This window comes from Deltaproteobacteria bacterium (assembly GCA_029860075.1).
Taxonomy (GTDB): Bacteria; Desulfobacterota; JADFVX01; order JADFVX01; family JADFVX01; genus JAOUBX01.
In genome coordinates, this window is sequence record JAOUBX010000032.1 from 1 (window position 1) to 14,991 (window position 14,991).

Here is a 14,991-nt window from a genome sequence, read left to right on the forward strand (position 1 = left end):
GTAAACTTTGATTTTTCAAAACTACCCTTAACCTCTTCAAGATATAAATCGGATACTGTAGGATTTGTAACGATAGCTAAAGTTCTGCTATTCGTATAACCTTCAAGGGTTTTTCCGATTTTATTTAACGTGCCATTCCCAATAAAAATAGGGTACGATCGTTCGCCCAAATCAACTTCAACTGTTTCCATGCATCCCTTATCCATATCACCATTATGGGCAGTATCCCTGTGATTAAAAGTTTGAAACATAATTCATATAATTTTCATGGTTTTTTTTAATCTCTTCAATAGAATCACCACCAAATTTCTCCAGGAAAACTCTTGCTATTTCAAATGCAGCAACGGCTTCGCCGATTACGGCCGCAGCAGGAACAGCACAGGTATCAGACCTTTCAATACTTGCCTCAAAGGGTTGTTTACTATTAATATCTACAGACCTTAAAGGTTTGTATAGTGTGGGAATAGGCTTCATAGCGGCTCTTATTACAATATCTTCGCCATTGCTCATTCCCCCTTCAATTCCACCAGCATAGTTACTTTGCCGTCTAAATTCTTTTCCATCATATTTTATTTCATCATGAACTGCCGAACCAGGCCTTCTTCCTTCTTCAAAGCCAAGGCCTATTTCAACACCTTTTATGGCCTGAATACCCATCATGGCGCCGGCAAGAAGGGAATCAAGCTTTCTATGACTATGTACATGACTTCCAAGACCTACAGGAAGCCCACTTATGACTACTTCAAAAATTCCTCCAAGGGAATCACCATTTTCTTTGGCCTCATCAATTCTTCTTTTCATTTTTTCAGAAATTTGCTCATCAGGATGACTGACTTCCGACTTTTCTGCATCTTCGTATATTTCATGGAGTATTTTTTTGTCGCCTTTTGGGTTACCATAATAAATAGACCCTTTTACGGGTGAATTATCATCTTCCACTCCACCAATACCGGTTACCCAGCTATATGTAATTATACCAAACTGTTCCAGCAACTGCCTTGCAACCGAACCGGCAGCAACCCTTGCAGCGGTTTCTCTGGCGCTGGATCGTTCCAGAATATTTCTAATATCCCTTTGATTATACTTAATAGCGCCGGAAAGATCCGCATGCCCCGGCCTCGGTTTTGTTACCGGATTATACTTTGCCTTATCCGAATCAAGACTTTCAACCAATTGAGGACTCATTACATCTGTCCAATTTTTCCAGTCCTTATTCTCAATAAAAAGTGAGACAGGCGCCCCTGTAGTAACCTCATGTCTTATCCCTGAAAGAAACTCTACAGTATCCGATTCGATCTTCATTCTGCCACCCCGTCCATATCCCTTCTGGCGCCTTTTTAACTGACTGTTAACATATGAACTTTTAACTGTGAGATTTGAAGGCATGCCTTCAATAACCGAGATAAGTCCTTTTCCGTGAGATTCTCCTGCAGTAATGTAGGTCAGCATTTAAAGTGCCTTTTCTATAATTCTAGGGGTAACAAATATTAGCAGCTCGGCCCTGTCATCGTTATTAGTCATCGTTTTAAACATCCAGCCGATTAGGGGCAATTTTGAAAGAAAAGGAACGCCAGCCTCACTATTACCTTTCTTTTGGGTAAAAATTCCACCGATGACTGTTGTATCACCATCTTTTATAAGCACTTCTGTTTGAGCTTCCTTCTTTGCAATACTCGGTGCGCCACCGGCGCCTGCTCTTGCAAAGTCAGGTTCGTTTTTTGATGCCTTAATCGTTAAAATAATACTTTTATCCTGTTTAACTTCAGGTGTAACGGTGAGCTTAAGACTTGCATCAACAAAGGTAGTCTGCGTTCCTTCAGCAGAAGTTGTCTCAAAGGGGATAGAAAGTCCCTGTTCTATCGATGCCTGTTTTTTATTGATTGTAACGACTCTGGGCCTTGAGATGATTTTAGACACGCCTTTTGATTCAAGAGCTGACAATTTAAGGTCCAGTGATATTGTGTTATCAATAGACCCGAAACTAATGCCAATAGCGCCGCCTGCACTTCCTCCGGTAACGCCGGTACCGGTAAAGCCTGATCCGACAGGCGCATTTAAAACCGTTCCACCTCCGGCGCCGATACCGACACCGACAGAATTAGGGAATTGATAATTAAGCGCATTTCCATGGGCTGCGTCGACTGCATATTGACTTCCCCATTGAACACCCAGTTCCTTTTTGTAATTAGTATCTACTTCAACTATTCTTGCCTCGATGAGAACCTGAGGCGTCGGTTTGTCCAATTCTTTCACTAAAAGTTTGGCTTCCTCTATTGTTCTTCTTATATCTCTAATAATCAATAAGCTTGATCTATCATCTACCGTTACAGAACCTCTGTCCGTCAATATTTCCTTTATCTTGGCTGCCATCTCAGATACAGGCGCATGGCTCACAGGAATAATTTCAGAATCCAGTTCTACTAATTTTTCCCTGTCTTTCTTGGAGGTTAATGTTTCAGCTTCTTCTTTCTTCAGCTTATCGGCAGGAGCAACTCTAATGACATTTCCCACCTGGACCATACCCAGTCCCTTAGCATTAAGAACAATATCAAAAGCCTGGTCCCAGGGAACATCACTTAACTTTATAGTAACCGTACCTTTTACATCATCTGCTGCTATAACGTTAAATCCACTAACCTCAGCAAAAAGCCTAAGCACATTTCCTATGTCTGCATCTTTATAGTCTAAAGAGACTCTTTGACCGGTATAAACTTTGCTCAACGGTTTTACTTTTAAGCTCTTACTTTCAAAGGGAACCTCTTCATCTTTTATTAAGGGCTCATCCCTCTCTGGCGCAGTCACCCCGGGAAGAAGTTGAGGTTCATCAATTTTCTCCACTTCAGCTACTTTAGTTTGCAAAGAAGGAGCTTCCTCCTCAATTAATTTTCTTTCAGGCAGGACCTGTTTGACCACTTGAACATCGTCACCGTCAGTAGAGGCATCTCTTTCAAAATCGACAAAAATGGTCCCATCATCCTGTTCAGCTATATATTTTGCTTCTTTATTAAGCTTAAAAACAATTCTCGTTCTTTTCTCTCTGCCAACCTTTTCCTGGTATGAACTAATCAGTGAAACAGGAGAGTTAAATTCAGACGTATCGAGACTTCTTTGCAATCCTTTCGGAATGGCAGTATTTGGCAGATTTAAAAGGACTTGCTCGGGAGATTTCTTAGTGATCGAATAGTTAACTTTTCCTGTCACTGAGACTATAATTCTTGACGCCTCGGGCAGTTGAGTAAATTTCAGGTCCGTCACAACAAACCCTCTCTCACCAGGGTCCTCTCTTGCAGGCAAAGCAGGAGAGGGAGCAATCGCCGGTGATAAATCCGCTTTATCGAGCACGCCTTTTTTCCCCAAAGAGATGACAAGTGACTTACCTCTTTTTACGATAAAATAATCGGAAGCTTTATTATTTCTTGAATCCAGCACCAAACGTACCTTACCTTTATGCTGCCCTACTCTGATTGCTTTCAACAGGCTTGCATCAACCTTTATTTTATCTTTCTTGTAAAGGTTCTTAACATTAAAAATATCGACAACAACTCTTGCAGGTTTCCCTAATCTAAAGGCATTATAGTTTCCTATGGCTCCATCGCCGGTAACGACGACAGCCACAGCGCCATCTTCTTTTATCACAGAAAAATCATTTATTACCTTTGCAGGCGGATAGGCTTTCTCCGGCGCAGCGACCTTAGCTTCGGCTTCGATTTCCGGCCCGGGTTCAATGGATTCAAGCGCTTCAGCGTTCATATCTTCCTGAGTAGCATCATAAGCAGCAGCATAATTATCCACTAAAACACTTAATTTATTTCCATCTTTTTCAATCTTATAACCGGTTATTTGCTCTAGTAAAATTTCAATCCTGCCTATATTAACGTCGTCTTCATCAAATTGAGTCATCCGAATTTCCTTAACAGTATCATTCTCAACCAAAACAGGCGTCTTTACACTACTGATATCAGCATCACTAATATCAATAACAATCCTTAAAGGATTCGCCAACTTAAATGCTGTATAAATTGCCGGTTTCTCGCTATTAATAACGATGGACGTTATTTCCTCAGACAACTCTGCGTTTACAGCCTCAATTCTATTAAAAAGGCCTGATGAACCTAATTGTTTAAAAGTACATCCTGCAGAATACGTAATAATTATGAGGACAAAGATCCCCAATAAAATCCATTTTGAAAGCGCTTTCATCTTCTTTTGTCCTCCGCAGATTGGATGACAAGCTCCTTAATCACCGGAACAATCTCACCCTTTTTTTTGTACTTTTCTTCAATCAAAACTTTCCCTTCTGCAATACCCGCTACCTTCCCCCCACTTTTACCGATAGGAGTGCCGATGTAAATTGTATGACCTTTACCTTCAGGATCCTCAACCATGGCAATGCGTCTCTTACCCATAATCATAACGGCGACAAGTTTCAACTGACTTAATTCAAGCGTTTCAAGAAAGGTCTTGGGTTCTCCTGTCTCCGTTGCTATCATTTCTTCCTCTTTTTCAGCGGCTTTTTCCACAAGAATAGGAAAAAAGGGATCTGTCTTTCCTGATGGATCATAAAAATAGACGACCTCTTCCTCCTTTTTCACCTTTGCATCCTGCTTTTTAACAGCAACAGCTTTTTTAGGCACTTTTTTAGCCTTGACCGCCTTGGCAGGCCTCTGACCTGAAGGCGGTTGAGAAGATTCCTCCCCACAACCGACCATAACAGCTAACACAAGCAAAGCAAAAATCAACTGTGAAAATCTTAAATTAAGCATGAAAATTTAGCTCTATTTCTTTCTCTTATTTGCAGGGACATTCTTTTTCTCTATAAATTTATAAGTAGTAGCCATACAGTCAATACTCAATTCTAAACGTCCCCCAAGATTCTTTGGTTTTCCAATACTAATCCTGGAAATATTAATGATCCTGGGCAGTTTGCTGATATTATCAAAAAAGATTGCCGTATCATGATATGTTCCTTTAATCGTTAATTTAATGGGAACTTCGGCATAAAAGTCCTTAGCTTTTTCTTTCTGAAGAATAATGCTTTCAAAAACAATTCCGGATTGATCACCCATTTTCTCCATATTCACCAACAGTGCTGGAATCTCATCGCTACCTGGCAACTGTTTGAGTGCCTGAGCCAGCTTTTCACTTACAATTTTGTTCTCAGCTTCAAATCTGGGCAACTCATCAGCAACAGCCCGTACCTGATTTACCTTGCTTTGCAAACCTGTAAGTTTTTGCTGTAATCCTTCGACCTCATCCATTTTATCCATATAAAACAAATAAAAGTACAACCCCCCGAGCAAAAGCATAAGGGCTGCGGATATCAGCGTCTTCTGATAATCGGGAAGCTTTATATAGCCTGTTTTTATAGTTTCAGCATCTAACGCCATTTACTTCCCTTTTTCTTCCGGTACCGGCGGCTGATAAATAACAAATAAATCAAATTGGTGGACATTCTCACCTGCTATAACTTTCTTTTTTGTTGACTTCAATTTGATATTAGTGAAGTAATCGGACTTTTCCATCCTAGTCATAAAGGCGGCTACTGCATCATGGTCCAGCGATATACCTTGAAGAGTCAATCCCTTTTTACCTCCCTTCAGACTCTCAAGCCACAGTCCTTCGGGAATGACATTACTCAACTCATCCATCAATTTAACGCCGTCAGTCCGCCCGTAATTAAGCTTCTTAATAACATCAAGCTTTTTCGCCAGCATTTTTGAGTTAGCCTTGAATTTATCTACTTTCGCCTTGATTTTATTAAGTCTCGTCAGTTCAGCTTGCGTTCGCTTTATATCTTCGTTCAAACCATCTATCTTCCCGGTAATCGACATATGAAGAAAACCTATAAGGGCAAACAAAGCGATAAGCATTAAAACAGCAATCATTGCCTGGGCTCTTAAACTCTCTCGTTTGGCAGCCGCCCTGACGGGAAGAAGATTAATTTTAACCATTTAATCTCCCTCCGTCCTTATGGCAAGACCAACAGCAACACCAAATGACGGCCCGACATCAGAAAGATATTGCCCATCAAAAGCTTTCCCACTGGAAATGGCATTAAAAGGATTGGCCACCTCAACGTGCATACCCAGCTTATCAGACATAACCTTGTCAAGATTTCGGACTTTGGCGCCACCACCACAGATATAAACCTTGGAAACATTATCATCAGGATTGGTCGCCATAAAGAAATCAAGTGTTCTGGCGATCTCTGCAGAAAAAGAGTCGCAAGATTCCTGGATAACGGCCTTAACCTCATCAGGGTCAGCGCCCTCCACCTTCCTGCCGAGCTTCGCCGCATCAGCATCTTCATAGCTTAATCCGAATCGTTTTGCAATTTCCTCCGTAAATTGTCCACCGCCATTGGCAACATCTCTTGTAAAAAGTGACAAACCATCTTTAATGATATTGATATTAGAGAGGCTGGCACCGATATTAACTACAGCTACAGCCTCCCCCTCAGCAAGGGAATAATTTATTTCGAGCATGTTCTGACAGGCAAAGGCATCAATATCCATGACAACAGGGTTCAGGCCCGCTTCCGCCAAAACTGCCGTATAGTCATCAATAATTTCTTTCTTGGCAGCAACGAGCAACACTTCCATTTGGCTCTCATCTGCCGGGTCAGGTCCAAGAATCTCAAAATCAAGGTTTACATCGGCAATATCAAAGGGAACATACTGTTCAGCCTCCCATTGAATGGAATCAGCCAATTCATCTTCAGTCATGGCGGCCAAAGTTATCTTCTTGATAATTACAGAGTGGCCCGCAACAGAGGTAGCAACATCGGTAGTTTTACCTTTAACGCTGCCCACAAGCGTTGTTATTGCTTCAGCAATAGCGCTGGGATCCATCAAAGCGCCATCAACAATTGCTTCAGGCGGCAAAGGGGCAATAGCCAGATTTACAAGCTGATAGCCTTTCTTGAGAGGCTTGAGCTCAACAAGTTTAATTGAATAAGACCCTACATCCAGGGCAAAAAGATTTTTTTTCTTTAAAAAAAGCATAAATTAAGAGCACCTACTATATGGCAGAAAATTAATCGTCCCCAAAAACTCTGGAAGCATCGGACAATTTCAATCCTAAAGCCTTTATAATCTTTCTTTTAGTATCCATCCGGCAGTCCATCCCTTTCTCCACCCGATCCACTGTGAGCGGAGAAATACCGGCATTTCTGGCAAGCTCTGCCTTACTGACAAGAAGACTTTCTCTTATTTCTTTCAATTTATTTTTTTTCAAATCGCCACCTAATAATACAAGTTATATTAGCATCAATATGCACAATTAAAACATATCTAAAACCAATGTCAAGCATTTTTTTACAATTTATTATAAATTACATATAATTATATGTAATTATATGTAATTAAGATTCTGCCCAGGAGCTGAATCTATTAGGAAGCATAAAATAGAGAGGAACTAAAAGTACCTGCACAGGATTTGAGCAATATAGGGGGGGGGATATTCTTTAAAAGTAACCTTATCTTCCATAATCAAGATTAAAAACTTGAAATGCACTGGCATTACCATCGGAAACAACTACCTTGACGGCAACCGTACCTTGTCCATTCTCCGGTACTTTCCATTCTATCAAGCCTGACGAAGGATCGATAATCATTGCCGGAGGAAATTTTTCCAAACTGAATGTCAAATCATCTCCTTCGGGATCTGTAACCTCGACCTGGTAAGTAAAAATACCATCTGAGAACTTACCCAAAGGTGACGATGTGATTTCAGGCGGTCTGTTTAAAATAAGCAGTGAAGGGGACATTCTTTCATCGCCCTTCCCCTCCTCATCATAGGGCGTCACAAAAGCCGTCACAAAATCGCCTCTTTTAAAGCCCACCGTATCAAGTTCCTCTCCTGTCTCACGAGGGAGGAATTTTTTGTTTTTCTGCCAGCGATAATAATAATATATTTCGTCATCCTCGTCGTCGACGGCGGATACATCAACTTTTACCTTCACGCCGGGGTAAAGGACTGAAGGCGTCAGTTCGAGAGCCGTAATTTCCGGCGGTGAATTCTCAGGACCAATTTCCTCTTCATGAGGGACATCTTCCTTCTCCTCCTCATAAGTATTGCCTGAAGAAAGTGAGTCATCTGATAAAATGGGGTCCGGCTCAGCAGCAGATTCGTGTTCTGTATTTATCGTTGCAGTTGAATCAGGGGAGGGAGGCCTTGCCTCCTTCCCCTTGCAGCCGGCTAAAAGCCCCCCCAGGAAAAGCAGAAAAAAGCAAACAATAAATTTCTTCTTTACAGGAACCATATTTAACATTACCGACAGTACTATTGAAACATTTTATAAATTTCCTCAATTTCTATCGTTCCCATTCCTTCGGTACTTTGACGCCAACTTTCTACAGCGCTTGTACCGCCCGGCAGATTCAATTTATCGATGCGGACTATTTTTCCCGAAGAGGTCTGGACAAAACCTGACACACCATCCCGGCCCCTTACAAGGCCAACGGAGGTGGGCATCCCCTTCCCAAGGGAATCGTTTGATAAATGCAGCTTTGTGTTGCCGTCAATATCTTTCGTCCCAAGAGCCGCTGCTTGCGTTGCCGTTCCTGTCAGATAATCAAGGGCATACAGTGTGCCCTCTCCAAATATGGAACAAAGATCCCCGGCGGGTTCATAGGCTGTAAACATGACTACTTTCGACAGTATGGCGGGCCTTGACAATACGCGCTGGCTTGCATTTACATTATCTGCCTCAAGAGATATATACCATCCTTTGTAATTAAGTTCAATATCATTCGCCATATCTTCGTAGCTGCAACTCGTTCCGGCAGTACATACGGTGGTTGAACCTTCATCAACAGAGACAGCTCCGGCATTATCCGACGTGACAACGATAGAGGTGGTATCAACGAGGTCACTCAAAGTATAGCCGTATTCCGTAGCCGCCGTGGTGTCGCATTCAATTGAATTAATGCCATCAATGCATTTGTCCTCAATGCCGTAAAAGCGCTGCTCGAACCTGTCCGAAATATCATCAGCGTTCTGAAGGCGGCCCGTGCCAAAAAAGATTCGTGATCCCTCACCGACATCCTGAGCCGAACCAACAGGTTCCACGAGCGGCCCCATATCGGGGTCGCTAAAGAAAGTCGACAGCACCCAGGTATTCGGATCGGCATTTTCCATGGTATTTATCCTGAAGACCTTTCCAATATTCTTGATGACAGAATTGCCGCTCACATTAACTGTTGTTCTTGTCGTGCTCCCGATATAAATGGTCTCGGAACTAAAATCTTCATCAAAATCAAAGGTAGAAGGTGATCCCATATAAGTATCTCCGGAGGGCAAAGCGACAGGAGTAGAAGTTGAATCAAACTTCTTTAACATTTCTCCCGTCGCAAGGTCCACTATAAAAACATGCCCCCCTGTAGTTGTTTTATTGCTTCCATAATCCCTTATTGTCATGTTATTTTCAGGGCCTGACCCCACAACCATAAACCAGGCATTACCTGACTTTGCTATGGCCGGATAAGAGGATGCAAAACCGAGATTTTCATGGGTAAAACGCCATAACAATCTCGGTTTTCTCTCGGGATCGGTAACATCAAAGGCATAATATGCCGACCTGAAAGCCTGTTCTCCTGCTTCGGCCATGCTGCCGTTACGATCCAGATCGACATTAATCGCCCCGCCGCCAAAGCGCATGCCCACGATAATCATTGTTCCCCAGCCTCCCGGATGAACTGTGTCATCAGCAAATATTTGCGCATCTGTCGCCTTCGGCCTTTGATCGACATAGTAGGTATGCGTGTATTCCGCCGTACCGCAGGCAGAGGGGTCCGTGCCCGAACCGTTGCAAGTCGTCCACACAAGATGAGGCAGGACATCGTGAGGGACAAATGCCCAGAGTTCTTCACCCAGTTCAGGACTGCCCCATCCGCTGCCGGTGGCCGGATTGGCCCTGAAGGTGCCATCTTCTTTCTTGGCCGTCAAAGGGTCATCCCTGTTGTCATACACGCCCGCATTAAAAGCATGGAGCAGCCCGTCATTACTTCCCACGTAAATAACTCTCCTTCTGTCACGGTACTTTTCGTGGAACTGCCGGTAGGGCGTATCACCATAGGTACGATAATAGCGCTCAGCCGTATTCCCTACAAGGGTAGGCGTCGAATAGACAATGTCTCCAAGCGCCCATATGCGCTGATTCGTTCCGCAATCTTCACGTCGGTCGCCGGTAAAAGTCTCTGTCGTCGCACCCTCCACAGGGAGGCATCTGGCCCTGAAACCGCTCACATTTTCCCCCCTTACATAAGCAATAATGTCTTCCGCCTCCATAAGCGTTGTGGTGCTATTTGCGAATGTGCCGTCCGTACCTTCACCGGCCCGCAGATAATGAGCAAGCTCTGCCGCCATGCTGCTCTTGAACTTCATCAATTCGCCATTTGAGTCAAAACCGCCAAGGCTGTTAAAATCCCCGCTATCCCCCGTATTGTCAATGATGTTATCAGCATTAGAATCAAGCCAGGCATATATGTTCCGTGTACTTTTATCTTTTTTGGCAAGCACTTCCCCCGCTTCAAAAAGGGAGGTCACCTCCTCGATAGGCACTGTTTGTTCATGTTGAAGAACAGTTTCTTCGTCACTCGCTCCGATATCACGAGACAGGACTGCAGCAACATCTCCCGTTACTTCATTAACATCCATTTCAACCACATAGTCCTCACCTTTTACAAGTTTACGGTCGGGCGAGGTGCTTGGCGTCAAAGACATACTGCTGTGGTCATCACGCAAATACTGATCGGCATCGACAAAATATGAGCGTATATATCCCGGCCAGCGCACCTCATTCCCGCCTGCTTTAACCCTTGCAGGATAGAAGTAGGCCTGGTACATGGCCCCTTCACCGCTGGACGATGTGGAAAGAACGGATACGGACGTTCCCGATGCGGAGCTTTTGAGAATATCCATAACGGCCCTCATGATGGTCCCTTTCAAGTTCTCACCGCCTGACGCAGAAAAATAAGTGTCGGGCGTTCCATCACAATCTATATCACTCTCCCACATTTCCCCCGTTTCATCACCATCCATAACCCCATTGCCATTATCGTCCGTAAAATCACAACGGCCATTGCCGTCAGTATCTAAATCAGTCAACCGGCCTATAGCTGTGTAATCATTGAAACCGCCGTACCTGGCCATTTTTTTCAGCGTATCCGTTCCCCTGCCGTATCCCTCTCCATAGGTATCTACGGCATAAAAATTGAGCGTTTGCATACCGTCGTCGTCATCACCCGGGTCGAGAAGGTCTCTGAGATCGGTCACGTGGGCCTTGTAGGCCACGTTATCCAGCCATCCTTCATTTTCCCGTGTGCCCATTGCCCCTGAATCATCAGTAGCCTTAACCCCTCCGGCAAGGGGTATTTGATCGGTAGCTAACGGGACATCATCGTAGATATTGTATTTGAAGTCATGGCTGTAATTGCCTCCCGATACGAGAAGAATGAAGTTCTTGCAGCAGGTCACCATCACACCGGCGCTCTTGTAACAGAAAGGATCGAGTTGATTACCTGTAGTCGAGCAGCTGCCTGCTCCAGAATTATTCCAGTTGCCTGTGGCCCAACGATAGGCAGTATCCTCCCTGAAATATCCCTGCGCCAGATAGAGCGCCTCGGCCAGGGGCGCATGCTGGACCGGAGCAGCGCTCCTCGTAGCGGCCATCAGGCTGGGCCATCCCGTCGTTTCTTTTTCATTGAAAGATTTTACTACCGAGCCGCCATCCTCGTCGTTTAATTGCATGATTGCCAGCCTGAAACCGAGGCTGCCTCCCAAAAGGCCGTCCCTCAGTTCATGATAAAGCCCCTCAGTTTCATGGTCATAACATTCATCCCTTAACTTATTGCGGTACCATCCATCTGCCTCCACACAGGGCAAGGCAGCATTATCCAGGTCTATATTTATCGCTTTTTCATTAGCGCTGGACGCGAAAGGTGCTGACGGAACGACAACTGTAGGACTGTTATCTACAGGCCTTATATCAAATGCAAAATGTTTCGGCGTCATAAGCAGGGCCAGATTATTTCTGAGCAGAAAAGGTGTGGCATCATCAGAAGCCAAGCCTCTGTGTGAGCGCAGCTTATACTCTCCCGTTTTGCCTCCCGAAATATTCCCTTGAACACCGATGGTAGCCAGCGCACCATTGCCCCACAAAGTGCTGGGAGTTGTATGGGTAGAAGAGGTCGTTGCTCCCTCCTGCACATTTTGATACTGGAAAACGATATGGCTGCCTCTTTCGAAAAAGAGGACCTGGTAGGTAAGGGGATTAAGCTTTTTTTCATCATAGATCTGATCGACGACATTTAAAAATGTCAATACGGCTACCCGGTTGGGCGCCGTCCCCTTAATAAAAAATTGTATTTCACTGTTGCCTACCGAGACAAGTTCCTGGTCTATCCAGTAAGGCGCAATGGCATAATCATAAAGTTCCGTTGTCGGCATTTTATAGTTGGCCGATTTGCTTATGCCACTCGGCTCAAAGGCAGCCCAACCGTTCACATTTATGGTCATCACGCTGTCTGCCGGAAAGGTTGTTGAATAGAGGGTAAATGCAAAGGGGAAATCAATCTGACCGACCCATGCATTATCATTTCCGGAGGCAAGTTGAGTATATGTGGCCGGTGTAGCCACCCATGAATAGGGGATCTCCTGGGGAACCATGGCCGGACCGGAACAATCTACGGGACAATTTGACTGATTGACTACCTTGGTTATTTTTATGGGGTTTCCCAGGGCATTGTTTGCAGTAAGTCTGCTTTTCAACGTCTGCGGGTTTCCTTGTTCCGGTGACCCAACGACGTCACCGCCGACAGCGGTCTTCTTCACAATATCAAACTGGGTCATGACAAGCCAGTTCAACCAGTTGCCGGAGCGATTGCCCGTAACTGATGCGCTCTCTTTGTCGCATCCCCCTGTATCACAGAGGTATAAAAAGCCGGGATCAAAATAGCCGTCATAGGTTCTGCTGCTCGAATAGTCATCAAAGATATTGACAAAGGTGTCGGCACAGTTATAAACCTCCTCGTCGCACCGCCCATAGGCCGGCCGCACTGTGCTCGCCGAATTATCGAGGAGGAAGAGGATGTTGGGTGAAACCGTTCTGGGAAGAAATGCCGGAAAGGCCGTATAGTCGGCCATCTCGGCAGCGCCGGCAGTTAAGGCGTAAGACAGGAGGGACAATACAAATCCCGCCATGATCAGTCCTCTCTTTATCAGTATTGGATAACGCATATCTGGCACCTCACGTCTGTAAATTTTCATTTTTTCAAATGGCCTTCTCATTATATTTCAATCCTTTATTCCACTGCGCTGGACCTGAGTCTGTAGAAAACGGCATCATCACCAAGAGAACTACCGGTCCCCAGCCCTTCATAACCCATGGCAAACCCTGTAGCTCTTCCCGGCAAAGCCACATCATAAAGGTAGTCAATATCAATTGCAACGGAAGCGCCACCGATACTGGTTTCAACATCGACTCTATCAGGGGCAATCTCCAACTGCTTATAGATAATCTCATTATAGAGGCTCGTATTTATAGTAAAACCCATATCATCCGGCACTGCGCCCTCGTCATGTGTTCGCTCAATAAGCATCTGTCCGATCCGGTTGCCTCCCTCAGCCGATTCGAAGGCAGTTGAAACGCGTTTATCATACCCTGTAATCTGTAATTCTACGGTAGTGCTGTTCAATGCGATGATGCCGAGAAGAGTGGCTATAAACATAAGAATCAAGACGGTCAGCAAAATCATTCCCTTTTCATTTTTAAATGCCCCGGCAAGCGCATTTTTTCCTCTATTACCCGGCCTATAGTGCCCGGAAATAATATTGCTCATACAGTCAAACATTATTCCCCAGCGCTTCCTGTGATCTCTTGCAATGTTTATTGATTTTATCTCCATTGCCGTCTCCTCATCTCTAATAATCCTCCTTAAAAGGGATTCCTCAAATCAATGACCTGGGAGAGAACTCGCCGCCTGTAAAAATTAATGTCACCTTCAGGGTGGTTTTCCACAGCAGGCCTTTTAAACTTTTTTCCTAACGGGTCCTGGCCGGCCCTGGCCACTACGGTCACCCTTACCGCTTGAATACGGTGCTGTTCCAAAGCAGTTAAACCATCGACAAAATCACCGGCGTCATAAGAGCCGTTTCCATTTTTATCGACAAAAGGACCGAAGCCAAAGGCAAACTGGATATCTTCGATATTTTCAGCATATAGCTGGGGGGCACTGCCTGCGCTGCCACCCCTTATATACGTGTAGTCCTTGCTTACCAGGCAGGGTTTTTCCGGTGAGCACCCTGTCACATCGTCCGCTATGGAATATTCGATGGCCTGAACAATATAAACAAGGCTATCTTCCTTAAAGTCTTTAGGGAGTTCTTTTGCAGCCCTCAGAATATTTTGGTCAAGCGACCCCTGGACAGTATTGAGTTCTAGCATATACGCTCCGTCGATAGTAATGAATTTCCTTTCGGGAACAAATGCTCCGCCATTAGTCATAAAGGCATCGACACTGTTTAAGCGTAAAAGATACTGCTCCTTTTGGTTATATTCAAAGCCTGACAGGTTTTGCAATACGCCTGCCTGCGAACCAATGCCAAGGAGAATAATTCTGTCAGGCCCCGCAACGCTGTCGAATACCGTAATAGGACCATCGAGTGTAATTGCAGTGCCCACATCTTCTCCAATAGTTATAGGGTAAGGCACTCGTTCTTTATCCAGGCCAAAACCGGCCATACGTATATCTCTTGCTAGCCGTCCCAAAGCAGCGCGGGCGCTTTGCTGGGCCTGGATAACGCCCTCCTGAACCTGGTAGGAGCGATTTGTCGCCGAAAAAAGCGCAAAGCCGCTCATGGCAACGACCGATGCGATAAGCATGGCAATGATAAGCTCAATGATAGTAAATCCCCTGTCGGATTGAATGTCCCATTTATTTTTATTATTACTATCCATTTTTCTCTCTCTAAACATCCTTCCTTATCGGC

Annotated in this window: 12 protein-coding genes; all 12 read right to left on the reverse strand. The window is 44.5% G+C overall.

Going from position 1 to position 14,991, the window contains the following annotated elements; genetic code table 11:
- On the reverse strand, positions 1-191 hold a 191-nt coding region (locus OEV42_10995), incomplete at its 3' end, for a 3-dehydroquinate synthase (GenBank protein ID MDH3974794.1).
- Positions 192-234: 43 nt separating this feature from the next.
- Positions 235-1,449, reverse strand: a complete 1,215-nt coding sequence (gene aroC, locus OEV42_11000) for a chorismate synthase (protein ID MDH3974795.1) — start codon at positions 1,447-1,449, stop codon at positions 235-237.
- A complete protein-coding gene (gene pilQ, locus OEV42_11005; protein MDH3974796.1) occupies positions 1,450-4,068 on the reverse strand; it encodes a type IV pilus secretin PilQ in 2,619 nt (872 codons plus the stop codon).
- A 128-nt stretch (positions 4,069-4,196) separates the two neighbouring features.
- Positions 4,197-4,763 carry a pilus assembly protein PilP gene (locus tag OEV42_11010; GenBank protein ID MDH3974797.1) on the reverse strand — a complete coding sequence of 189 codons (567 nt, stop codon included), beginning with the start codon at positions 4,761-4,763 and terminating at the stop codon, positions 4,197-4,199.
- Between the two features lie 12 nt (positions 4,764-4,775).
- Positions 4,776-5,387, reverse strand: coding sequence for a type 4a pilus biogenesis protein PilO (locus OEV42_11015; GenBank protein ID MDH3974798.1), 612 nt, complete (start codon positions 5,385-5,387; stop codon positions 4,776-4,778).
- Complete coding sequence (locus tag OEV42_11020) at positions 5,388-5,951, reverse strand: PilN domain-containing protein (protein MDH3974799.1); 564 nt, start codon at positions 5,949-5,951, stop codon at positions 5,388-5,390. It abuts the gene before it with no gap.
- On the reverse strand, positions 5,952-7,004 hold the full coding sequence (locus OEV42_11025; GenBank protein MDH3974800.1) for a pilus assembly protein PilM: 1,053 nt from the start codon (positions 7,002-7,004) through the stop codon (positions 5,952-5,954). It abuts the gene before it with no gap.
- A 31-nt stretch (positions 7,005-7,035) separates the two neighbouring features.
- Positions 7,036-7,236, reverse strand: coding sequence for a helix-turn-helix domain-containing protein (locus OEV42_11030; GenBank protein ID MDH3974801.1), 201 nt, complete (start codon positions 7,234-7,236; stop codon positions 7,036-7,038).
- Positions 7,237-7,477: 241 nt separating this feature from the next.
- Entirely contained in the window at positions 7,478-8,272 is a 795-nt protein-coding gene (locus OEV42_11035) for a putative Ig domain-containing protein (GenBank protein MDH3974802.1), read from the reverse strand.
- Positions 8,273-8,283: 11 nt separating this feature from the next.
- Complete coding sequence (locus OEV42_11040) at positions 8,284-13,269, reverse strand: PilC/PilY family type IV pilus protein (protein MDH3974803.1); 4,986 nt, start codon at positions 13,267-13,269, stop codon at positions 8,284-8,286.
- A 35-nt stretch (positions 13,270-13,304) separates the two neighbouring features.
- A complete protein-coding gene (locus OEV42_11045) occupies positions 13,305-13,907 on the reverse strand; it encodes a pilus assembly PilX N-terminal domain-containing protein (protein ID MDH3974804.1) in 603 nt (200 codons plus the stop codon).
- A 29-nt stretch (positions 13,908-13,936) separates the two neighbouring features.
- Positions 13,937-14,959 carry a PilW family protein gene (locus OEV42_11050; GenBank protein MDH3974805.1) on the reverse strand — a complete coding sequence of 341 codons (1,023 nt, stop codon included), beginning with the start codon at positions 14,957-14,959 and terminating at the stop codon, positions 13,937-13,939.
- Between the last annotated feature and the right edge of the window lie 32 nt (positions 14,960-14,991).